At 62.6% G+C, this 21,520-nt stretch carries 25 protein-coding genes and 1 pseudogene; 10 read left to right on the plus strand and 16 right to left on the minus strand.

All coding sequences use genetic code 11. The features are described 5' to 3' along the window. Positions 1-9 precede the first annotated feature (9 nt). From ACH79_RS33485 to ACH79_RS33495, 3 genes are all read right to left on the minus strand, one after another. Entirely contained in the window at positions 10-561 is a 552-nt protein-coding gene (locus tag ACH79_RS33485; protein ID WP_161854765.1) for an RNA 2'-phosphotransferase, read from the minus strand. Positions 562-1,003: 442 nt separating this feature from the next. Continuing rightward, positions 1,004-1,951: a cytochrome D1 domain-containing protein gene (locus ACH79_RS33490; RefSeq protein ID WP_161854766.1), complete on the minus strand. Its 948-nt coding sequence runs from the start codon at positions 1,949-1,951 to the stop codon at positions 1,004-1,006. A gap of 2 nt (positions 1,952-1,953) precedes the next feature. Then, positions 1,954-2,496: an SRPBCC family protein gene (locus ACH79_RS33495; RefSeq protein ID WP_161854767.1), complete on the minus strand. Its 543-nt coding sequence runs from the start codon at positions 2,494-2,496 to the stop codon at positions 1,954-1,956. A gap of 466 nt (positions 2,497-2,962) precedes the next feature. Between ACH79_RS33495 and ACH79_RS45245 the strand changes: the two are divergent. Beyond that, positions 2,963-3,076 (plus strand): annotated as a pseudogene (locus ACH79_RS45245) (PEPxxWA-CTERM sorting domain-containing protein); the annotation flags it as partial. 109 nt (positions 3,077-3,185) lie between these two features. Here ACH79_RS45245 and ACH79_RS33505 read toward each other — a convergent pair. The 3 genes from ACH79_RS33505 to ACH79_RS33515 form a co-directional block, all read right to left on the minus strand. Then, entirely contained in the window at positions 3,186-3,512 is a 327-nt protein-coding gene (locus tag ACH79_RS33505; RefSeq protein WP_161854769.1) for a PRC-barrel domain-containing protein, read from the minus strand. 171 nt (positions 3,513-3,683) lie between these two features. After that, on the minus strand, positions 3,684-3,923 hold the full coding sequence (locus tag ACH79_RS33510) for a hypothetical protein (RefSeq protein ID WP_161854770.1): 240 nt from the start codon (positions 3,921-3,923) through the stop codon (positions 3,684-3,686). Between the two features lie 13 nt (positions 3,924-3,936). Beyond that, on the minus strand, positions 3,937-4,713 hold the full coding sequence (locus ACH79_RS33515; RefSeq protein ID WP_161854771.1) for an AAA family ATPase: 777 nt from the start codon (positions 4,711-4,713) through the stop codon (positions 3,937-3,939). A 65-nt stretch (positions 4,714-4,778) separates the two neighbouring features. On the opposite strand from ACH79_RS33515, the gene ACH79_RS33520 reads away from it, so the two are divergent. Then, complete coding sequence (locus ACH79_RS33520; RefSeq protein WP_161854772.1) at positions 4,779-5,117, plus strand: hypothetical protein; 339 nt, start codon at positions 4,779-4,781, stop codon at positions 5,115-5,117. A 528-nt stretch (positions 5,118-5,645) separates the two neighbouring features. Next, positions 5,646-6,308 carry an outer membrane protein gene (locus ACH79_RS33525; protein ID WP_161854773.1) on the plus strand — a complete coding sequence of 221 codons (663 nt, stop codon included), beginning with the start codon at positions 5,646-5,648 and terminating at the stop codon, positions 6,306-6,308. A 112-nt stretch (positions 6,309-6,420) separates the two neighbouring features. On the opposite strand, the gene ACH79_RS33530 is transcribed toward ACH79_RS33525, so the two are convergent. Continuing rightward, positions 6,421-7,278, minus strand: a complete 858-nt coding sequence (locus ACH79_RS33530) for a PCC domain-containing protein (RefSeq protein ID WP_161854774.1) — start codon at positions 7,276-7,278, stop codon at positions 6,421-6,423. 4 nt (positions 7,279-7,282) lie between these two features. After that, positions 7,283-8,920, minus strand: coding sequence for an acyl-CoA synthetase (locus tag ACH79_RS33535; RefSeq protein WP_161854775.1), 1,638 nt, complete (start codon positions 8,918-8,920; stop codon positions 7,283-7,285). Between the two features lie 192 nt (positions 8,921-9,112). Between ACH79_RS33535 and ACH79_RS33540 the strand changes: the two genes are divergently transcribed. Then, complete coding sequence (locus ACH79_RS33540; protein ID WP_161854776.1) at positions 9,113-9,637, plus strand: DUF3828 domain-containing protein; 525 nt, start codon at positions 9,113-9,115, stop codon at positions 9,635-9,637. A 57-nt stretch (positions 9,638-9,694) separates the two neighbouring features. Here the strand turns inward: ACH79_RS33540 and ACH79_RS33545 are convergent, their stop codons facing one another. Then, positions 9,695-10,096, minus strand: a complete 402-nt coding sequence (locus ACH79_RS33545; protein ID WP_161854777.1) for an SPW repeat protein — start codon at positions 10,094-10,096, stop codon at positions 9,695-9,697. Between the two features lie 173 nt (positions 10,097-10,269). Next, positions 10,270-11,214 carry a tetratricopeptide repeat protein gene (locus ACH79_RS33550; protein WP_161854778.1) on the minus strand — a complete coding sequence of 315 codons (945 nt, stop codon included), beginning with the start codon at positions 11,212-11,214 and terminating at the stop codon, positions 10,270-10,272. A gap of 99 nt (positions 11,215-11,313) precedes the next feature. On the opposite strand from ACH79_RS33550, the gene ACH79_RS33555 reads away from it, so the two are divergent. Beyond that, entirely contained in the window at positions 11,314-11,586 is a 273-nt protein-coding gene (locus ACH79_RS33555) for a GNAT family N-acetyltransferase (protein WP_161854779.1), read from the plus strand. Between the two features lie 66 nt (positions 11,587-11,652). On the opposite strand, the gene ACH79_RS33560 is transcribed toward ACH79_RS33555, so the two are convergent. Together ACH79_RS33560 and ACH79_RS33565 are read right to left on the minus strand one after the other, a co-directional pair. Then, positions 11,653-12,444 carry a fumarylacetoacetate hydrolase family protein gene (locus ACH79_RS33560; protein WP_161854780.1) on the minus strand — a complete coding sequence of 264 codons (792 nt, stop codon included), beginning with the start codon at positions 12,442-12,444 and terminating at the stop codon, positions 11,653-11,655. Between the two features lie 195 nt (positions 12,445-12,639). Continuing rightward, positions 12,640-13,023: a DUF3597 domain-containing protein gene (locus ACH79_RS33565; RefSeq protein ID WP_161854781.1), complete on the minus strand. Its 384-nt coding sequence runs from the start codon at positions 13,021-13,023 to the stop codon at positions 12,640-12,642. A 291-nt stretch (positions 13,024-13,314) separates the two neighbouring features. On the opposite strand from ACH79_RS33565, the gene ACH79_RS33570 reads away from it, so the two are divergent. Together ACH79_RS33570 and ACH79_RS33575 are read left to right on the plus strand one after the other, a co-directional pair. After that, positions 13,315-14,226 (plus strand): DUF2189 domain-containing protein, encoded by a 912-nt coding sequence (locus tag ACH79_RS33570; protein WP_161854782.1) that lies wholly within the window; start codon positions 13,315-13,317, stop codon positions 14,224-14,226. Between the two features lie 208 nt (positions 14,227-14,434). Next, the gene (locus ACH79_RS33575) at positions 14,435-15,250 is read left to right on the plus strand and encodes a lytic transglycosylase domain-containing protein (protein WP_161854783.1); all 816 of its coding nucleotides are present in this window, start codon (positions 14,435-14,437) and stop codon (positions 15,248-15,250) included. A 51-nt stretch (positions 15,251-15,301) separates the two neighbouring features. On the opposite strand, the gene ACH79_RS44415 is transcribed toward ACH79_RS33575, so the two are convergent. Next, positions 15,302-15,439 (minus strand): hypothetical protein, encoded by a 138-nt coding sequence (locus tag ACH79_RS44415; protein WP_246738235.1) that lies wholly within the window; start codon positions 15,437-15,439, stop codon positions 15,302-15,304. 805 nt (positions 15,440-16,244) lie between these two features. Between ACH79_RS44415 and ACH79_RS33585 the strand changes: the two genes are divergently transcribed. The 3 genes from ACH79_RS33585 (at position 16,245) to ACH79_RS33595 (ending at position 19,128) form a co-directional block, all read left to right on the plus strand. Next, on the plus strand, positions 16,245-16,397 hold the full coding sequence (locus ACH79_RS33585; protein WP_016846063.1) for a DUF1127 domain-containing protein: 153 nt from the start codon (positions 16,245-16,247) through the stop codon (positions 16,395-16,397). Between the two features lie 189 nt (positions 16,398-16,586). Continuing rightward, positions 16,587-18,020 (plus strand): methylenetetrahydrofolate--tRNA-(uracil(54)-C(5))-methyltransferase (FADH(2)-oxidizing) TrmFO, encoded by a 1,434-nt coding sequence (trmFO, locus tag ACH79_RS33590; RefSeq protein WP_161854785.1) that lies wholly within the window; start codon positions 16,587-16,589, stop codon positions 18,018-18,020. 4 nt (positions 18,021-18,024) lie between these two features. Beyond that, positions 18,025-19,128 carry a serine/threonine protein kinase gene (locus ACH79_RS33595; RefSeq protein WP_161854786.1) on the plus strand — a complete coding sequence of 368 codons (1,104 nt, stop codon included), beginning with the start codon at positions 18,025-18,027 and terminating at the stop codon, positions 19,126-19,128. Between the two features lie 129 nt (positions 19,129-19,257). Here ACH79_RS33595 and ACH79_RS33600 read toward each other — a convergent pair whose 3' ends face one another. From ACH79_RS33600 to secF, 3 genes are read right to left on the minus strand one after another with little or no spacing between them, the layout of a single operon-like run. Continuing rightward, a complete protein-coding gene (locus ACH79_RS33600) occupies positions 19,258-20,121 on the minus strand; it encodes a phytoene/squalene synthase family protein (protein WP_161854787.1) in 864 nt (287 codons plus the stop codon). Next, on the minus strand, positions 20,118-20,501 hold the full coding sequence (locus ACH79_RS33605) for an Mth938-like domain-containing protein (protein WP_161854788.1): 384 nt from the start codon (positions 20,499-20,501) through the stop codon (positions 20,118-20,120). Before ACH79_RS33605 ends, ACH79_RS33600 begins: the two co-directional genes overlap by 4 nt. A gap of 4 nt (positions 20,502-20,505) precedes the next feature. Beyond that, the gene (gene secF / locus ACH79_RS33610) at positions 20,506-21,510 is read right to left on the minus strand and encodes a protein translocase subunit SecF (RefSeq protein WP_161854789.1); all 1,005 of its coding nucleotides are present in this window, start codon (positions 21,508-21,510) and stop codon (positions 20,506-20,508) included. Positions 21,511-21,520: the final 10 nt, after the last annotated feature.

Consider the following 21,520-nt stretch of genomic DNA (forward strand, 5'->3'; position numbering starts at 1 on the left):
CTTCGCAGCCTAATCTGCCGCGGTTGACGACAAGAACTCCGGCGGCACTCGATCCGTCAGCCAGACACCGTTGTCAGCGAGGTAGAACTTCATGCCACTCGCATGCATGGCTAGCGCGTCGATCTTAAAGATATGCGGCTTGCCATGTCGCGCACCCACACGACGGGCCGTCTCTTCATCGCGGGAGAGATGAACCTGCTGGCGGGCCTGCGGCCTGAGCCCCTGTTCAAGTATTGCTTCCACAAACCGCGTCGCTGTCCCGTGATACAGCACCGGCGGCGGTTCTTTGGGCGACAACCCGAGTTCAACGGACACAGAATGCCCCTGGGCTGCCCGAATGCGCAGCCCATCTGCCGAGACCGAAAATCGCTTCTTATCGCTTGTCTCGACGACGTGAAGCAGCTCTGTCCGGTCGAACTTCGTGCCGAGGGCACTGGCCTTGTCGATCAGTTCTCCGATGTTGGCCCACCCTTGGGAATCCAGCGCAAGCCCGATCGCATCCGGCTTGTGACGCAGGACGAGACTCAAGAACTTGCTTAGCTGCGTTTGATCGATCGACATTCTACCTAAACAAGCTCAGTTGCCTGCTGAATTCCCGCGCTTCTCTAGCGACACTGCGATGCGTTCCAGAAAGACGTTCATCCGTCGGGTCTCCGCGACCTGTTGCTCGTAAAGCTCGGCCCAGTTGGCTCCGGACGGTCCACGTCCCCGATATCCCCTCGAAAGCCATAGCCACACCGCCATCAGCACTACGAACGGCAACCATGAGGCCGCTAACGCCATCCAATCATTCATAAGAAACGTCTCCGGTTTCACCGCGCGTCCGCGCATCTGCATGAGCAGCGGCGACTTGAATGCGACTGATGGCATAACGCAATGCGCTACGCAATCTTACATTGATGATGACCTAAACGTGTAGGATGGGTAGAGCGCAGCGAAACCCATCACCTTCGCCAACGGTGGGTTTCGCTTCGCTCTACCCACCCTACGCAGTACGCTCGCTCTACCGCCGCAAGAACCTTCCGAACGCGCGCGGCCCGTCGCCGACCTTGATCTCGCCTGTCACCTTGAGCTCGGCCGCATCGATCACGCTGATCGAGTTGCTCTCCCAGTTCGCCACGATGACGCGCCTGCCATCCGCCGTCGCCGCGATTCCTTCCGGATAGTCGCCCACGGTGATGCGCTTGATCGGCGCCAGCGTGGCGAGATCGAACACGCTGACGGTGCCGTCGTACTGGTCGGTGACGAAGCCGCGGCCCTGGGCGAGCGCCACTGCATAGGGGCGCAAACCCGTCTTCACGCGTCCAATCTCCTTGTGTTCGGCGATGTCAATCACCGACACGTCGTTCGAGCCGACATTCGCTGTGTAGGCGCGCCGGCCCTCGGCATCGATCGTAATGCCAAACGGGCGCGTCCCGACCTTGACGACGGCCCGCCGCTCGCGCGTTGCGGTATCGATGACGGACACGCTGTCGGCGTCGCGGTCCGCCGAGAGCAGGAGCCGCCCGTCCGGCGTCACCGCGAGACCCGAGGGCGATGCGCCGACCGTGATATTTGCGATCACGCGCTGCTCCCTGGGATCGATCACCCGCACCGCCGCGGCGTACCAGTCGGCGACATAGACGGTGGCGCCATCCGGCGTCACGGCGACACCGAGTGGGCCGCCGCCGACGTCGATCTTGCCGACGATCCGGCGTGCGGCGGCATCGATCACCGTCAGCGCCTTGATGTCCGGGCTCGTCACATAGGCGAAGCGTCCGTCCGGGGTGATCGCGACGCCCGCAGGCTTGCCGCCGATCGCGATGGTCGCGACCGGCCGCAAGGATGTGAGATCCACGACCGTCAGATTTTCGCTGAGCTGGTTGGTGACGAACGCCTCCTCGGCCCAGCCCTGCCCGGCGAAGGCGGAGCCGATGCCGGCGACGAGCGCCGCCAGGGCAACGGCCCGCACGATCAGCTTCCGCTTTCGACCTTCTTCTTCAGCGCCTCGAGGCCCGCACGGTAGAGCCCGCTAACCGCTTTCACCGCGGCCGCATCGCTCAGCTCCGGCGGCGGATCGTTGTTGGGAAAGCCGCGATAGAATGCGCCGGCCCACTCCAGGCTGCTCCCCTTGCCGTCGGCGCTAGGGGTGACCGTCAGGGTAGACGAATAGTTGGTGACCGGCAGCACCTTCACGTCGACGGCCGTGATCCGGTAGGAGTAGGTCATCTTCTCGGCATCGTACTTGTAGAGCTCCTCATCGACGGTCGCGCCATCAGCGAGCGTCAACCGCCGCGTGGCCTCGATCTCGTTGCCTTTCGCGCCCTCGGTCTTGCTGACCGGCTGCAGCCAGCTCATGTCCTGGAAATTGCCGATCACCGCCCACACCTTGGCCGGCGGCGCGTTGATCTCGATCGATTCCCGCACCTTCTGGCGGGTTGGCCCGTGCGCCCAGGCGGTCCCCATCATCGCCAGCGCCATCACCACGGCGCCCACCCTCGCAATCGTCACGCTCATGTCGTTTCCCCACTCTATTGTTGGCCCCGCGTCGGCGCGGTGGCGACATCGTCATGCATTTTCGCACTAAAAAAGGCTGGTTCGTGGCGCCGCCGGACAGGATGCAATGCCGTTTGCCGCGTTCGGTGTGAGCTTCTCCCCCGCGATGTACTGTTCGCCGCCGCAGATCGGATATCCCAACATTGTCGGTAACAACGTGGGCAACTGGGATGCCTCGACGGCGGCGCAGTCTTCGGTAACTCTTGCATTCACGAACCTGCAGACTGCAGCAGCATTTGCGCTGGTGAGCAACGATACAAGTTACACCCTTACGGCGCTGTTGGGCGGAAGCATCGTCGAAAGCTTCTCGACGAGCGTTGGTGCTACCGCCAATGATTTTTATGGATTTAGCGGCATCGCGTTCGATTCAATCAGGGTGACGTCGAACGACAACGATTTTTTTCTGATCGACAATGTGCAATTCGGCGCTGTCAGCGCCGTGCCTGAACCATCGACATGGGCCATGCTCATTCTGGGCTTTGCCGGTGTCGGCTACATGGCCTATAGGCGGCGCGGTCCCGCCGCTTCTGCCGTCGCCTGAGCGTCGGTCTCGTCAGAGAGTAACAGAAAGCTCGTAACGCGGAATAGCGCAGGCTATTCCGCTTCCTTCGTTCGACCGCGCGGCGCGATTTCGTTCATCCCCGACGTCGCTACACCGTCCAATAGTGCGGATGCGGGCGCGAGCGATCGCCCCAATCGAAGGCCTCTTCATCGAGCTCGGACGGGCCCGCGCGCAAATCCTCCAGCGTCACGTCGGTCTGGTAGGCTTGGCGTGCGGAATCAAATCGGAGAGCGTCCCAGCGGATCGGACAGTGATGGTGGCTGCCGAGCAGCCCTCCGGTCTTGATCACGGCGTAGGCCACGGTTCCGCTCACCTTGTCGAGCATCAGCCGCTCGATCGAGCCGAGTTTCGTGCCATCGCGCCCGTACACGTTCACGCGCTCGACGCGATCGCTGGGCACCAGGGTATGAGGCATGGCGTCCTCCCTGCTTTCCCTTGTTCATTCGACATCATAGCACAAGCGGGCTCGGCGTGGCTGCCTCACCCTGCGACAAAGTCTGCAGTTGTGTAGGATGGGGGGAGCGCAGCGATACCCCTCGCGTCGCGCGAATGCCGGATTTCGGCGCGATCCCGCCCGACTTGGACATCAACGCCGCGTGGTCGGATCATTGAGAAGCACCTCAAGAAAATAACGGCACGCCTCGTCTTCATCGGGAAACTCACGAAGGGCGTTCATATTTCCGCGCTCGTAATAATAGGTGCGCCAAACGCCTCCACTTCTTTCCAATCGATACTGCTCGTGGTCGGCCCCAATTCCCTCGACACTAAACGCGCGCGGCCGCACCCCACGGTCTGACAAAATTCTTTGTAGTTCCGCGATGTCCATTAGGGCAACGCCCTCACTCCTCGATCGCCGCCTCGACGAACCCGTCCGGGTCATCGCAGAACTCGCGCAGGACCTTGTAGTGGTCCGTCTCGCGCACCGCCACCGGCTCCAGCCCGTATTTCGTCAGCCGCAGCAACGTCGCGTTGGGATACGCCATCAGCATTGGTGCGTGCGTGGCCATGATGATCTGGCAATGGCCGACGTTCTCCATCCGTCGCATCAGTTTCAGAAACTCGATCTGCCGCGCCGGCGACAGCGCGGATTCTGGTTCGTCGAAGATGAAGATGCCCTGCCGCTGGCAACGCTCTTCGAAGAAACGCAGAAAGCCTTCGCCGTGGGAATGAGACAGGAAGTCCGGCGGAGGGCCTCCTCCCTTTGGATATTTCTGAGCCATCTCGTCTAAGTATCGGGCAACCGAGAAAAAGCTTTCGGCGCGGAAAAACCAGCCATTGGTGATTTTGGGTAGCCAGCTCGCCCGCAACGCGTTGGACAATTGTCCCCCCATTTTTTCCAACGCCCAGGAGTGGTCGACTGTCATGTACCCCTTGCCGCCGCCGGCTTCGTCATAGCCGGCGAGCACGGCGATGCCCTCGAGCAAGGTGGATTTGCCCGTCCCGTTCTCGCCGACGATGATGGTGATCGCCCGGTCAAAGCTCAGCTCGAAATCGTCGCGCAGCAACGGGAGGCAGAACGGATAGGCCTCGCGGTTGGTGATCCGTGACGGCTCGAGCCAGACGCGCTTGAGATACGGCGCCGGCAGGTTGATCGGACGATTGCGTCGGGAGGCCATGAATTCGGTTCTCTGGAAACAAAGTCGTTCGTAACGGTTATACAGCCAATACCGTACAATCCTAGATGGTACGCCACCCCGTGCAAAGCGCCACCTATGCAATCTTCCGCAACGCCATCCTCTCCGGGCAGCAGGTCGTCTGCCGCTACGGCGGCCGCGGCCGCGAACTCTGCCCGCATATCATCGGCACCAATCGACGGGGCGAAGAGGTCGTGCTGGCCTGGCAGTTCGCCGGCGAAAGCAGTGGTCCGCTGCCGCAATGGCGCTGCCTGAAACTCGCCGAGGTCAGCAACGCCCGCACGCGCACAGGCCGCTGGCATGAGGGCAGCTCGCATCGCACGACACAGACTTGCGTCAGCGATATCGATCTCGACATCAACGTCCATGTGCGCCGGCGCAGGTGAGGCAATCGTTAGCAAACGTGTCGCGAGCTCGCGAAACTCTATCCACCCGTCATTGCGAGCGAAGCGAAGCAATCCATTGTCACCTCATGCGCGCAAAGATGGATTGCTTCGCGGAGCCTGTCATCGGGCGCGCATTCGCGCGACCCGTTGGCTCGCAATGACGTGGATAGGCCGGTGCGTACCAACATTCGCATGCGCGAACACAATGCCGATCGAACGCAATCGTGTCACCTCTCGCGCATTTCGAGAACGCATTCTGCGCCACACGTCGCCGCATCGCTGTCGAAATAGCAACCTGCTCGCGCCAATGAGCGGACGTGCTTCGGTCCAATTTTTGCCGGCATACATGTCGTATGGTTAATCCTGCGAACGACGTTCTCACATCCGCACAAACGTCGCTTGCGGACGATTCTTTCGGGGCGCGTTCGCGCTCACTTCCAGAACCTTACGTCACCGTGCCGGTGCAATCGGTCCGCTCTTGGGGGCCTGCAGGGGATTATACGAGTGTTCAACTACAGGGGACAAACTATGAAACGACTACTTCTAGCTGGTGCAGCCATTCTGTCGGCCGCCACCGCGGCCTCGGCCGCCGACCTGCGGGCGCGGCCCTACACGAAGGGTCCGGCGCCGGCGGTGGTGTCTCCGGCGTACAACTGGTCCGGCTTCTATATCGGCGCGATGGGCGGCTATGGCTGGGAGACTGATGCGGGCAGCGGCGGCTTCGGCGGCGGCACGATCGGCTACAACTGGCAATTCCCCGGCAGCCAGTTCGTCTTCGGTATCGAAGTCGACGCCGCCGGCGCCAGCATCAAGGACAGCGTCACCGAGGATCTTGGCGGCGGGCTTCTGGTCACCTCCGAAACCAAGATCAACTCATTCGGCAGCGTGACCGGCCGCGCCGGTTTTGCGCTCGATGCAGCCCTGCTCTACGCCAAGGGCGGTTATGCCTGGGCCAACAACAAGGCCTCCATTTCAGCGATCGGGCAGACGTTCTCGGATAACCAGACTCATACGGGCTTCACCATCGGCGGCGGCCTCGAATACATGTTCACGCCGAACTGGTCGGCCAAGGGCGAGTACATGTACACGAGCCTCGGCGGCGAAACCTACAATCTGGGCGGCATCCCGCTGGATTCCGGCAACTTCGACTTCCACACCATCAAGGTCGGCGTGAACTATCACTTCAGGTAAGCCGAGAAACTGTAGGGTGGGCAAAGCGCAAGCGTGCCCACCATTCGGTCCGCAAAGAAAGGTGGGCACGGCGCAAATGCGCCTTTGCCCACCTTACGGCATCACGAAACACTCAAACCACTTCCAGCACCAGCTCCATCGTCATCAGTACCGGGTTATCGCCGCGCATCAGCCGGCCCTCGGCGATGCCGCCCAGATAATCCACGAGTGCGATATCGATCTCCGCGTGCAACGTGCCGTCGGCGCCGGGCGCGATCATGCCGGCCTTGATGGCAAGCTCGGTCGCAAACGGCACTACCGTTCGGCCGTCGGTGAAATGCGCACCGATGGTGGAGCCTACGCCGCCGTGAATCCGCGCGCGCAGGATGCCGTGCTGCCGGCAGAAGGTCTCCAGCGCGGCGGCAAAATCCTGATTCGGCCGCAGCCGCAGTGCAAACGCGCGGCTCTCAGCTTTCACATCCGTGCTCGCGCGCGCCACCGGGCCGAACAATTTGAAATTGGTCTCGGGGTCTGGCTCGGCCGTGAAAACAGCGCCGTCGATGCCGAACGCTTCCGCCGCGAACGGTTCGGCGACGATGCTCTCCTCGGGAAGAATGTGGCCGCCGTGCAGATGGCCGTCGGTCTCGGTCCACAGCCCGTGGCAATGAAAGAACGGCGTGCCGTCGCGCTCGCCAAGCGTCATCGCCCCACACTTCAGCCGCGTGATGCCGGAGGGCCGATACGTATCGCTGTAGAACGCCGCATTGGCGCCGGTCTTCGATAGCGCCGGCATCACATAGGCGAACGGGCCGAGCGCCCCTCCCCGCATACTCAACACGCCGCCGGAAAAACCGGCCGCCGCAAAGCCGCGGCGTGCGGCTTCCAGCAGCGGCAGACCGGCCTCAAGTGTAAATGAAAACGCCCGTCCCCGCGCCGCGACCCATTGGATGCGTTCGGGCGCGGGCGGCCCGGGCTGCTCGATGCTTCGCATCGGCTCAGCTACCCGTCTTGGAAATGAGCTCAAGCAGTCCTCGCGCTTCCAGTTCATCGCGGACCAGCCGCTTCGGAATCTTGCCGTAGCCGGATTTCGGCAGCGCTTCCCAGAAGAAGAAGCGCTTCGGCATCTTGTAGCGCGGCACCTTCGGCGTCAGGAATGCGGCGAGCTCCGCTTCGCTCACGGCGGCAGCGCCCTCTCGCGCGACGCAGACTGCGACGCCGACCTCGCCCCAGAACGGGTCGGGCACGCCGAGCACTGCGACCTCGCCGATCGCGGGATGGGTGAGAATCTTCTCCTCGACCTCGCGCGGATAGATGTTGGAGCCGCCGGAGATGTACATGTCGGAGGCGCGGCCGGTGATGTAGACAAAACCCTCCTCGTCCATGTGGCCGAGATCGCCGGTACGAAACCAGCCGTCGCGGAACGCTTTCGCGTTGGCTTCGGGGTTGTCGTAATACCCGGCAAACACCGCGGGCCCGATCACGCAGATCTCGCCGGTCTCGAACGGTTTGAGCTCACGGCCGTCATCGCCCTGGATCGAGACCTGCATCCCCGTGCGCTCGAAGCCGCAGGTGCCGATGCGGGCCTGCGGGCCGTCCTCGACGTCGTGCAGATTGGCCGGCATGACAGTGATACTGCCGGTGACCTCGCCGAGCCCGAAATATTGCACCAGCACCTTGCCGAGCTTGCCTAGCGCGGCCTTCTGGTCCTCGCGATACATCGGCGCGCCGGCATAGATCACGAAGCGCAGCGAGGAGTGATCGAACTTGTCGACCGCGGGATGCTCGACCATCATCTTCAAAATGGTCGGCACGGTAAAAATGTTGCTGACGCGGTGCGCCTCGATCAGCCGGAACGCCTCGGCGATGTCGAATTTTTCGGTGGGTAGCAGGATGGTCGGCACCCCGCGCGCGGCCTGCACGAGCTGGTGCACGCCGGCGCCATGCGACAGCGGCGCGACCACCAGCGAGGCATCCGTCTCCGTCGTGCCCGGCATCAGGTCGGCGAGATGGTTTGTCACCACAAAAGCCATCTGGCCGTGGGTGAGCACGGCTGCCTTGGAGCGTCCCGTGGTGCCGGAGGTGAAGAAGAACCAGCAGGGATCGTCGTAATCGACCGCGGCGTTCTCGATCCTTGCGCCAGCCTGCGCCGCGATCACGTCGCTCACCGCCCGCTCGCCGAGGGTGCCCTCGCCGATCCGCCAGATGAATTCGAGCGCGGGATTGGCAGCCGCCGTGGCATGATCGGGAAAATCGCCATGGCACAAAAACGCCTTGGCGCCGGAGGCGCTGGCGAGATAGGCGACCTCGTCCGGCATCAGGCGAAAATTCGTGGGCACCCAGACCGCACCAAGGCGAAAGGCCGCGAACATCGACCAGAACATCTCGTCGCAATTCCTGGAATGGACCAGGATGCGGTCGCCCTTGACGACCCCACGCGCGGCGAGGCCTGCCGCCAGCGCCGATACGGCGGAATCGATCTCGCGCCAGGTCCAGGATTTCTCACCCCAGATGAAGCCCGTGCGGTTGCCGTGGCGGCGGGCATTCTGGGTCAGCAGATGCGCAAGGTTCATCACCCGGCGCGACATCCGCGCCAGTCCGCCCCGCGGATTGGCCATGGTCTCGGCCCCGGTCATCGGAGGACAGCCCCAGCAGCCCCCTGCGGGCCGCGCCAGTAAATGGTTACGCATCGCAACGCGGACATCGAATACCTCATTCGAACGATAACAGACGGCCAGGCGACCAATGGTCTGCCGCCGGCGTCATGCTCAGCATGGTCCAGCCAGGCTCTCCCGTCCATAACCCGCCCCAACGATTTGAGGAACCAAATGATTGCCCGCCGAAACCTCATCGTATCGGGCGCAGTCCTCGTGCTGGCCGCTGCCCTGCCGCATCACGCGCGCGCCGCCGACGATCCGGCCGGCATTCTCACCGCGGTCTATACCTGCGTGGCCAAGGGCAAGGGCGATGGCGGCGGCACGTTCGTCATCGAGAACAAGGCGGCGAAAGCAAAATACCTGTCGAAATCGCTGATTGCGCTATGGGCCAAGGCGGACACCCGCACGAAGAAGGGCGACGGCGGACCGGTGGGGTTCGACCCCGTCACCAATTCACAGGACCCGGACGTGAAATCGTTCAAGGTGGTTGCCGAGAAGCAGGACGGCGACAAGACGACCATGGCCGTCACGATCGAAGCTCATCAGCGGGATGCACGCGCCAACCCGGCCGACAAAACCATCCGCTACGATTTCGTCCGTGAAGCCGGCCAATGGAAGATCGATGACATCAAGGGCGCCGTCGATGGCACCCCCTGGTCGGTTCGCGCCCTGCTCCTCGACTCATTCAAATATTAGGTTGAAATCGAGGGCCCGCCGGCCATGTGTGAGGCCGGCAGGCCCTCCCTCGGAATTTTACTGCGGATGGTTGGCCAGTTCCTGGTCACTCAGGCGCCAGTCCTGCCAGAGCTGCAGCGCACCGAGCAGGGCAACGATTCCGCCCAGCGTGGCGTGCCAGATCCGGAGCGTCTCATCGCCGGAATAGCCAAAGATAAAGGGCGACGCGATCAGCCAGAGGCCAAGCGCGATTTCACCCACCTCCTCCCAGCGCTGCAGCGCGACATATTCGAGCTGGGCCAGTCCGAAGATCAGCATGCCGACCACGAATGTATTGAGGATCATGGTGCTGCGTTCTGAGTCCATCACGTCATGATTGGAGAACGGAAACCAAGGGGACACCACGATCAGCACGCCAAGCAGCATGCCGAGCCAGTCTTCCCACGTGCGATGCTTGCTGAAGAAATGAATGCCCGACATTGTAGACCTCCCCTAGGAAAAAGAGGCATACGTCGGCGGCCGCGATCACAGTTCGATATCGATCCAGACCCGGCCACTTCGGCGGCGTATGTCATCCAAAAGACGTAGGAACGCTGCCCACCGCTGCAAGGTCCGCCTGCAGAGATCTTGCGGGCGGGAACCGTATCCGACCGCTATTGCGCCGCACCCAACCGTTGCAGGCTCTCGCTGGCGGTGCGCAGGTTTGGGCTGATTTCCAGCGCCTTGCGGAAATCCGCAATCGCGCCTGCCTTGTCGCCGAGCCGCATCCTGGCCTGACCGCGGTTGTTCCAGGAATAGGCGTCGGCCGGGTCGTATTGCAGCGCCTTGTCATAATCGGCCAGGCCGCCCTTGGTATCGCCCTGGAACAGCCTGATCATGCCGCGGTTGCGCCAGCCGCGCGCGTCCGTCGGCGCCATCTTGATGGCCTCGCCGTAATCGGCGGCAGCACGGTCGAGCTGTTCGCTGTCGCGATGGACATTGCCGCGGTTGATGTAGGCCAGCACGGTAGGTCTGAACTTGATCTCCGTGGTGTAGTCCGCCAGCGCGCGGGTCATGTCGCGCTTGCGGTGATAGGCATAGCCGCGATTGCCGTAGGCTGTCGCAAACGTCGGATTGTGCTTGATGGCGGCGCTGAAATCGGCGATCGCGCGATCGAGTTCACCCTTGTTGAACCAGGCGTCGCCGCGGTTGTTGTAGGCCAGCGCGAACGCGGGATCGATGCGGAGCGCTTCGTCGTAATCGGCCATTGCACGGTCGAGATCGCGCTTGAAGGCGTAGACACGGCCGCGATTGGTGAGTGCACAGGCCGACGTCGGATCGAGCCGGATCGATTCATTGAGGTCGGCAAGCGCGGCGTCGAGTTGCCGCTTCTCGGTCAGCCCATGGCCGCGGAAACAGTACGCGGCCGCAAGCCTCTTGCCGGTCTCGCGCTTGGCATCGATGACAGCGCCGCACGCGGCCACCTTGTCGTCCGGCGTCGTGGTGATGCTGACGCAAGCCTGCCAGGTCTGATCATCTTCTGCGGACGCGGCGGGCGATTGCGCCAACGTCACGGCTGCGCCAAGTAGCGAAGCGGTCAGGCAGGTCACGATACGCATATCAGCCAATCCCCAGCGAGCCAGTTCCTCCTTCGTCGCCGGTTTGCATCGGCGGGTTCATGCCCTACATAACAGGGTGACTCATCCGGGAATCGCCGCATGGCCGCCGTCCGCGACAACAAGACCCAAAACCGCTTCGAACTCGACGTCGACGGCGCCGTGGCGTTTGCCAACTATCGCGTCACGCCCTCGGCGGTCGTCATCACCCACACTGAAACGCCCCGCGCACTGCGGGGCCGCGGCATCGCTTCCGAACTAATCAAGGGCGCGCTCGAATTGATCCGCGCCGACGGGCGCAAGGTCATCGCCGGCTGCGGTTTTGTCGTCGATTACCTGCGCAGAAATCCGGAATTCGCCGATCTGACGGCGTGACGTCGTCATAGCCCGGATGGAGCGAAGCACAATCCGGGATAAGTCCATCCGGGCTTCCCGTGCGCCCTACGTAATCCGGATCGACATATCAGGCAGGCCCTCGAGCTTGCACAGGATCACGTCGCCCTTCACCACCGGGCCGACATTTTCCGGCGTGCCGGAATAGATGATGTCGCCGGCCTTGAGCTCAAAAGCTTCCGAAAGCTTGGAGATCTGCTCGGCCACGTTCCAGATCATGTTCTGCAGGTTGGAGTTCTGCTTGACCGTGCCGTTCACCGCCAGCGAGATCGCGCCCTTGGTGAAGTGGCCGGTCTTGGCTGCGGGATGAATAGGCCCAAGTACCGCGGAGCGATCAAAGCTCTTGCCGATTTCCCACGGCTTCTTCTCGTCGCCCATCGCCCGCTGCAGATCCCGCCGCGTCATGTCGAGGCCAAGCGCATAGCCGTAGACATGGTCGAGCGCCTGCTCCGGTGAAATGCTGGTGCCGCCGGATTTCAGCGCCGCCACCAGTTCAACCTCGTAGTGATAGTTCTTGGTCAGCGTCGGATAGGGATGATCGCCGACCGTTCCGATGGCGACATTCTGGATCGCATCGGTCGGTTTCTGGAAAAAGAACGGCGGCTCGCGATTGGGGTCTGAGCCCATTTCGCGGGCATGCGCGGCATAGTTGCGGCCGATGCAATAAATGCGCCGCACCGGAAACACGTCGGTCTCGCCCGCGATCGGGATGGTCGTCGTACCCACCGGGAAAATCGATTTGGGGCCAGCCTGCGCATCGGCCGCGCCGCTCTGCACCGCAGTGCCCGCCAGCACCAGCGCACCCGTTGCCAAAATGGTCCTGCGATCGACGTTGCTCATCGGCGTCCTCCTTGTATTTTGTATTTTTCTCTTGTTGCCGGATGCGTATCTACCGCCTTTTCGAGCCGAGGTGGACATGTTTTGCGCGTTGTACATTGCAAAGCTGGAATGCACCGCGTTCGATGATCGGTGCCGCCATCCGCAAACAAAAAGGCCCGCGTCACCGCGGGCCTTTCGGGTCGGTCTGGACGAAGCTCAGTGCTTGATATCAGGCGGCAGCTTGCCGCCATTGGCAGCCAGCTTGGCCATGACCTGCTTGTGCAGCCAGATATTCATACTGGCGGAATCGTTGCTGTCGCCGGTGTAGCCGAGCTCTTTCGCGAGATCCTTGCGCGCGGCAAAGCTGGAATCGATGTCGAGCGCCTTCATCAGGTCGACGATCGAGGTGCGCCACGCCAGCTTCTCTCCCTTGGCAGCGACCGCCTTGTCAAGGATGGGCGCAACGTCGACAGTCGCGGCCGCCGGTGCAGCAGCAGCCCCACCGGACGATCCGGTCCCCGCGGCCGCGCCGCCGCCCGCCGGCGCGGCGCCTGCCTTGCTACCGAAGATCGCGCTCATGATTTTTCCGAAAATGCTCATCGTTCACTCCCAATGACTTGAGGATGGGCTTAAGTCGCCGCCGACTTTTCGACCGGCAGCACCACGCCGGATCACCGGCAAGTCTAGCCAGACCGAAGAAGCTTGCCAATGAAACATTCACCTAAGCGTGAGTGCCTTTGTCGCTGTTTGAGAGTACGCTGATGACTCGGTTCGCGACATGCCAGTTCCATCCCTCTGTCTTCGCGGCTGGCCTGATCGTGATCATTTTATGAAACGGCGCATTGCGTCTTTCGACAGGCGCACCATGCGACCGCCAGGGAGACAGCGACCATGGCCACCTTTCACGGCAATGTCACATCAATGGCGCAGGGCGTAACCGATCGTGCTGCCGCGCCAGTCATCCGAACCATCGGCTTGTTAGATCTCCATCGCGCCTTGCAGCGCGGCTGGGAAGATTTCAAGGCGGTACCAACTCACGCTATCATTCTGTGCGTCATCTATCCCGTGCTCGGACTGATGCTGGCACGCGCTGTGCTCGGCTATTCCGTGCTGCCACTGCTGTTTCCGCTCGCCGCCGGCTTTGCCCTGATCGGTCCGTTTGCGGCAGTCGGTCTTTATGAGATGAGCCGCCGCCGCGAACGCGGTGAACAGGCAACCGCCTGGGATGCGCTCGAAGTCGTGCGCTCGCCGTCGTTCGGCGCGATGCTCGGGCTCGGCGTCCTGCTGCTGGCCCTGTTCGTGACCTGGGTGGCCACCGCGCAGGCGATCTACATCGCCGCGTTCGGCTATGCGGGAGCGACCGGCATTTCCGATTTCGTCACGCGCGTGCTGACCACGTCACAAGGCTGGTGGCTGATCGTGGTTGGCTGCGGCGTGGGCTTCCTGTTCGCGCTCGTCGCGCTTTGCATCAGCGTGGTCTCCTTCCCGCTGATGCTCGACCGCCATGCCGGCGCCGGCGACGCGATGGTGACTTCGCTGCGCGCGGTAGCACGCAATCCCGCGCCGATGGCGGCATGGGGATTGATTGTCGCGGCGCTGCTGGTCGTGGGAACGTTGCCGTGCTTCCTGGGCCTGGCTGTCGTCATCCCGCTGCTCGGTCACGCCACCTGGCATCTCTATCGAGAGACGATCGAGCCGGAACTCAATCCACAGCCGCTTCCGCCCCGCGCGCACCGCGAACGCAAGCCGGCCGCCGATTTCCCGGCCAACCTGTTCCCCTGGCGGCGCAAGGACGGCGCCTAGGCTGCAGGGAACCTGATCAATCAAACCGCCGGTCGATCCGACCGGCGTTTTGGCTGTTCACCGCTCACTAACGATGAATTGAGCATGTTCAACGGAATAGCATCCAGGGCCACGATTTGAGCCTTGTTTTGGCCGATCTTGCTTCGAACATTCGGCGTGACGTTGACACTAACCTCGATGACGCATCGATCGTGGAGCGAACGGCACGATGACCTCTCGCCTGTCTCTGCGCGCTCTCGCCTTGGGCGCCCTGTTACTGAGTTCTGCGGCGCCTGCACTCGCCGCGCCCTGCGGCACGGGCTCGTTCGAAACCTGGCTGGAAGACTTCAAGAAGGAAGCGGCAGCCAAGGGAATATCGGCGTCCGCCATCCAGGCCGGCCTGTCCGGCGTCACGCTCGACAAGAGCGTGCTGGCCCGCGATCAATCGCAGAAGGTTTTTAGCCAGAGTTTTGAGGAATTCTCCGGCCGCATGGTTCCGCCCCGGCTCACCCGCGGCTCCAACATGCTCAAGCAATACGGCTCGGTGCTCGGGCGTATCGAGCAGGCCTATGGCGTATCAGGCGAAGTGCTGGTGGCGATCTGGGGCCTGGAAACCGATTTCGGCGTCAACATTGGAAAATTCTCGACCCTGCGCGCACTGGCGACGCTGGCCTATGATTGCCGGCGCACCGAGTTGTTCAAGGCGGAGTTGATGGATGCGCTGCGCATTGTCGAGCGCGGCGATATCGCGCCACAGGATCTGCGCGGCGCCTGGGCCGGCGAAATCGGCCAGACCCAGTTCATGCCCTCGTCCTACATCAAATTCGCGGTCGATTTCGACGGCAATGGCCGCCGCGATCTCATGCGCAGCCCGCCGGACGTGCTGGCCTCGACCGCGAACTTCCTCGCCAACCATGGCTGGCAGCGCGGGAAAGAGTGGGAGCCCGGCAGCGCCAATTTCGCTGCGATCAAGGAGTGGAACAAGAGCGAGGTCTACGCCAAGACCATCGCAGCTTTCGCAACGCAGCTTTCGCGCGCGCCCTAGCAAACTCAAAGGGCCCCGGCCGCAATAACCGGCCCTTTGCCACGCTCTATTTCACGCGCTCGCTTGCATCGCCTTGCTCAGATGAGCCGCGCAGGCGCCAGCCTTGCCGCTCAGCATCGCATCCTGGGCAGCCGCGATTTCCTTCTGCGCGGCGATCTTCCCTTCGCCGTCCGCCATGTTCTCGATCATCGTTTCGGTCCTGCTCAGATTATCGCCGCTGCAACTCGCTTTGACTCGCGCGGCGTCGGCTGGAGAGACGGCATAGGCCAGGACTGCTACCGCAGCCGCGAGTAGTTTGTTGAGCATCGAAATTCCCCTTTTTGATTTTTTTCACAGGCGGCGCCATCGCCGCCTGCAAAAGCAATTGTTCGCCGAAGCGGGAAAACTTCGGAATGAACTTCGCGCGAGGTCATGGGCGCGGCGCGCAAGGACAAGAGACGATTCGCGAAGAAGCGACACCTTGATTGCGTGAAGGCCTCAGCGCCAGGAGACCAGCGCCTGCGGTCCGATTGGCGCCGACCATGCTGACACGGCAGCTCCGTCAAGCAGGTCGGTTATCTATGGGCAGGCTGAGAAGCCGCTCCCAGGCAACGCTGTAATAATGAATTTATATTCAGTTAAGATCATTCAACGCATGCGATTCGCGCATAAGAAAATTCCAAGAATCAGGGGTTTTCCGCCATTTTTGTCCGCCTCGGATCGTTCTATGGCGGCGTTGGCTAACAGTTCGGCAGCAAAACAAGGGTTATTCGTCTTTTACGGAAAACCCGCAAATTTACGGCATTAGTTGTATAGTTTGAGACCGCCCTCGCACGCTTCGAACGGTCGATCCGCAAGCCATGCCGAAAGGTTAAGCGGACCTTATCGCAGTTATGCGTTTGACGATTAGCTGCACCGCAACATCGGAACTTCTGCACTGCAAAATCTAAGCTATATTCATTTCAACGATGAAGCTGTCCTCCAAGAGCTGAATCGTAACTGCAAGGAGACTACCATGTTGCTCTCGCTCATCCGCATGATCCAGGCTTTCCGGGATTATCAGCGCAATGTCAGCGAACTGTCCCAGCTCAGCGATCGCGAGCTGGCCGATATCGGCCTCGATCGTTCGGACATTCCGCGCGTTGCCGCCGGGACCTATAACGGCTGATCGCTGTTCAGCCGCCTGATGAACGGATAACGCCCGCCTCCGCTGCGGGCGTTGTCGTTTGAACCTCGATCTTGACGCGTTTCTTCACGCGAACCGGTTATACACCCACGGATCAAGTCCGAGGGCATGCTTCGCTTGAAAACGCTATTGCAGGTGCGCTTTGCGTGAAAACGCGCTAACCCTGCGCGCATGATTTCCTCTACCTCCCAAACTGACACCGTCCATGTGATTGGCGGCGGCCTCGCCGGCTCTGAAGCCGCCTGGCAAGTCGCCAATGCGGGCGTTCGCGTCGTGCTGCACGAGATGCGGCCGTTACGGATGACCGAGGCGCACCGCACCGAGGGCCTGGCCGAACTGGTCTGTTCCAACTCATTCCGGTCAGACGATGCGGCCAACAACGCCGTAGGCCTGCTCCATGCCGAGATGCGCCGGCTGGGATCGATGATCATGCGCTCCGCCGATGCCAACCAGGTGCCCGCCGGCGGGGCACTGGCGGTCGACCGCGATGGGTTTTCCGCGGCTGTCACGCGCGCCCTGCACGACCACCCGCTGATCGCGATCGACCGGAGCGAGATCGCCGGGCTGCCGCCTGCCGAATGGGGCAATGTGATCGTCGCGACCGGCCCCCTCACCTCGGCGCCGCTGGCAGACGCCATTCGCGAGCTGACGGATGAGAACGCGCTGGCGTTCTTCGACGCGATCGCGCCGATCGTGCATAAGGATTCCATCGACATGTCGGTGGCGTGGTTTCAGTCGCGCTACGACAAGGTCGGACCCGGCGGCACCGGCGCCGACTACATCAACTGTCCGATGACCAAGGAACAGTATGACGCCTTCGTCGCGGCATTGCTGGCCGGCGACAAGGTGGACTTCAAGGAATGGGAGACCAACACGCCCTATTTCGACGGCTGCCTGCCCGTCGAGGTGATGGCCGAGCGCGGCCACGAGACGCTGCGGCACGGACCGATGAAGCCGGTCGGGCTCACCAATCCGCACAACCCGACAGTCAAGCCTTACGCCATCGTGCAATTGCGGCAGGACAACAAGCTCGGCACGCTCTACAACATCGTCGGCTTCCAGACCAAGCTGAACTACGGCGCGCAGCAGCGCGTGTTCCGCACCATTCCCGGGCTCGAGAACGCCGAATTCGCCAGGCTCGGCGGCCTGCATCGCAACACCTTCCTCAACTCGCCGAAGCTGCTGGATGGCCAGTTGCGGCTGCGTGCGCAGCCACGGCTGCGCTTTGCAGGGCAGATGACCGGCTGCGAGGGCTATGTGGAATCCGCCAGCATCGGGCTCATCGCAGGCCTTTACGCTGCGGCCAATGCGCGGGCGCAATCGCTTGAACCGCCACCTCCGACCACGGCGCTGGGCTCGCTGCTCGGCCATATCACCGGCGGCCATATCGAAACCATCGAGGCGGGCACGCGCTCGTTCCAGCCGATGAACATCAACTTCGGACTATTCCCGCCGCTTGCCAGCCTGCCGACCAAAAAGGCGGACGGCACGCGGCTGCGCGGCAACGAGAAGACGGTCGCCAAGAAGCAAGCGCTCAGCGCGCGGGCGCTAACCGATCTCGATCGCTGGATCGCCGAGCATCTCGGCGTAGCGGCGGCGGCGTAATCCCATGGCTCTGCCGAAAGACGACGCCGCCACGCTGTCGGCGCGATGGACCGAAGGCGTGCTGCTGAAGCGCGACGTGTTCTCCACGGTCGAACGCGGCCGTTTTCGCGATGAAGCCGCCGAGGTCGATGCCGTGCTGCGCCGGCTCGATCAGGTGCCGCTGTGGTCCTATCCCCTCGCACGCCATCTGTTCGCCCGCGAGCGCCGCGCGCTGGCGCTGGCGCGTGATCTCGACGTCGGCCCGAAGCTGCTCTGGGCAGGACGGAAGGCACTGGTGCGCGGCTTCATCGACGGCGTCGCGCTGCATCTGGCCAAACCCCATGGCGACCTCGCCTATTTCCGCTCCGCCAAATCAGCGCTTCGCAAGCTGCACCGCGCCGGCATCTGCCACAACGATCTCGCCAAGGAGCAGAACTGGCTGGTGAGCCGCGACGGCCGGGCCTACCTCACCGATTTTCAACTGGCCGCCTGCTTTTCGACCCGCAGCCGCCTGTTCCGGATCGCCGCCTATGAGGACCTGCGGCATCTGCTGAAGCACAAGCGCAGCTATGCGCCGGCGGCGCTAACGCCGATGGAGCGCAAAATTCTCGCGCGCAAATCCTTCGTCGCCAGCCTCTGGCTCAAGACCGGCAAGAAGGTCTATCAGGCCATCACCCGCGGCCTGTTCAACTTCACCGATCGCGAAGGCGGCGGGCGCCGGCTGGTCAACGACGCGCCTGTCCTGATCGAGCTGATCCGGAAGAATCCCGATGTGCGCGATACCGCCATCGTCGCATTCGCCGACCGGCGCAGCGGCGTCGGGCTGTATGCCTTTGTCGAGGCCGACAAGGTCGAGCTGGAAAAGCAGTTGCGCAGCGAACTTGCCGCCGCCAAAGGCGTCAAGCCGCCAGAGCATATTCAGGTCGTCCACGCCCTGCCGCGCGACGCCGCCGGCAAGCCGCGCACGGAAATCCTGCAGCTCGTCGCGATGAATCAGGTCGACCTGATCGAGCCGCTCATCAACAACGAGGTCGATCGTGCGTTCCTGAAGGACATTCTCGAGAGCCGAAAGAATTTGCGCGACCGGTTCAATTTCGAGAGCAGCGAGTTGAATTCGCGGTCCCGCTAGCCCGGATGTCGTCACCCGCGAAAGCGGGTGATCCAGTATTCCAGAGACGTTCGTGTTCAATCGAGAGGCCGCGGCGTACTGGATACCCCGCCTTCGCGGGGTATGACGACCTCCATGGGCGGCATCTTCCTATCCGCCGAACTCCCGTGATCGCGACGCACGCCACAGCGTCCACAGAATCCGCAGTCGCGACGTCGCCTGCGGGACGAATGGATCGGCGTCGGCCCGTGACATGCGCTTCAGATCGCGGCGGATCAGCGCCAAAGGCAGGAAGACTGGCCGCACCTGCGGCGGCACATGCGTGAGCAGCTCGAAGGCCGTCTCAAGATGTTTTCGGGCCTCGCCAATCAGATGATCGATCGCGGCACGCGCCTGTGGCGTCTGCTTGCCCGCAAATACCTGCTCCATGCCGCTGCCATGTTGCTGCAGCAATTGCAGCGGCACGAAAAGCTGCCGCCGCGCGGCATCGTGGGGCAACGCCGTGAGTACCTGGGCTATTCCCTGCGCCAGCCCGCCATGGCGCGCAAGATGGTCGATCGCCGCCGACGGCGGCGCCGCGATCCGCGCAGCCAGCGAGAACAGCGCTGACGAGGTGTCGGTGACATACCCCTCCAGCGCGGCCATCGACGGCATCGGATCGTTGTAGAGGTCGAACTGGTGCTCCTCGATCAGCCGCAATAGCGGCTCGATCGGCAGGCGAAATTCGCCGACCGTTTGCCGGAGTTCGGCAGCGACCGGATTGCCCTCGACGCCGCCATGGCCGGCGCCTTCGAGCATGTCGGTCCACCACTGCATCCGCATCTCGCCAGGCAATGGCTGGCTGACCTGCTCGCGCACGCGCGAGATCTCGACATTGAAGGCATAAATCGACAGCAGGGCGCGGCGCTGGACCGCCGGCAGGAACAATGTCGAGGCATAGCGGACGAAGTCGTGCGTGCGCACCAGATCGGCGCAGAACGCGGCGGAATCCTTCGACGTCGCGGCCTCGCTCATGGCACTGCAATCAACGCCGCCGCGACGCGTCGCCGCTCACCCAGCATGATGTTGTAGGTGCGGATCGCAGGCCCCGTCTGCATCGCATCGAGCACCACGTGCACGGCGCGCAGCGCCTCGCGCAGGCCGCGTGGCGGTACCCACACTTCCGTGCCGGTGCCGACGATCAGCGTATCGATGGAATTGGCGGCCTTGAACACGCGCGCCAGCGAATATTCATCGATCTCGGCAGGTTTCGTCACCGGCCAGGCCCAGATCGCATCCGGCAGGCACAACAGCGACCCGCGATGCGACATGTCGGCGAAAGCGAAGCCGCCCTTGCCGTAGGCTTCGATCGGCGCCGACCTCGGAAGATGCGGAGCGTCCGAGGATGTGGCCATATAACTACTTCTTCGCAGGCGTATCCGGCGCGTCGCGGTGCTCGCCAACACCGAGATAGATCAGGATCGGCGCGGCAATGAAGATCGAGGTGTAGGTGCCGACCAGCACCACGCCGAACATCATGACCGCAGTGAAGCTGTGGATCGCGTGGCCGCCGAACAGGAGCAGCGCAAGCAACGCAAGCGTCACCGTGACGTGGGTGATGATTGAGCGCGACAATGTCGAATTGATGGACTCGTTCAGAAGCTGCGGCATCGGCATCTTCTTGTAGCGCCGCAGCATTTCCCGGATGCGGTCGTAGATGACGACGGTGTCGTTCAGGGAGTAGCCGAGAATCGTCAACAGCGCCGCGATACTGGTGAGGTCGAAATCGACCTGCGAGATCGACATGAAGCCGATCGTCAGCACGATGTCGTGGACGTTGGCAATCATGGCGCCGAGCGCGAACTGCCATTCGAACCGGAACCAGAGATAGATCAGGATCCCGACGATCGCGACCATCAGGCCGACCATGCCGAAGGCCAGCAATTCGCCTGATACGCGGGGGCCAACGACTTCGACGCGGCGATATTCGACGGAATCGCCGAGAGCACCGCGGACCTTCTGCACCGCAGCCTGCTGCGCAGCGTCGCCGCCGGGTTGCTCGGCCACCCGTATCAGCACGTTGGCTTGACCTTCACCGAACTGCTGCAGCTGGATGTCGCCGAGCCCAAGCGTACTCAGCGTCCCGCGCATCGCGCCGATATCGGCCGCGCCGGACTTGGATTGCACTTCCAGCAGCGTGCCGCCCTTGAAATCGATGCCGAAATTCAGCCCATGGGTGAAAAACAGCACGATCGCGACGATCGAAAGCGCTGCCGATATCGGAAAGCTGATGCGGCGAAAGCGCGTGAAATCGAAGTGCGTATCGTCAGGGACGATGCGCAGCGGCGGCAACAGATCGAAGATGGCGACGATGGTCAGGATGACGACCAGAACGCCCAGCGCAATGAGAACGTATTGAGTCACGGTGGGGTTC

It is taken from the genome of Bradyrhizobium sp. CCBAU 051011 (assembly GCF_009930815.1).
Taxonomy (GTDB): Bacteria; Pseudomonadota; Alphaproteobacteria; order Rhizobiales; family Xanthobacteraceae; genus Bradyrhizobium.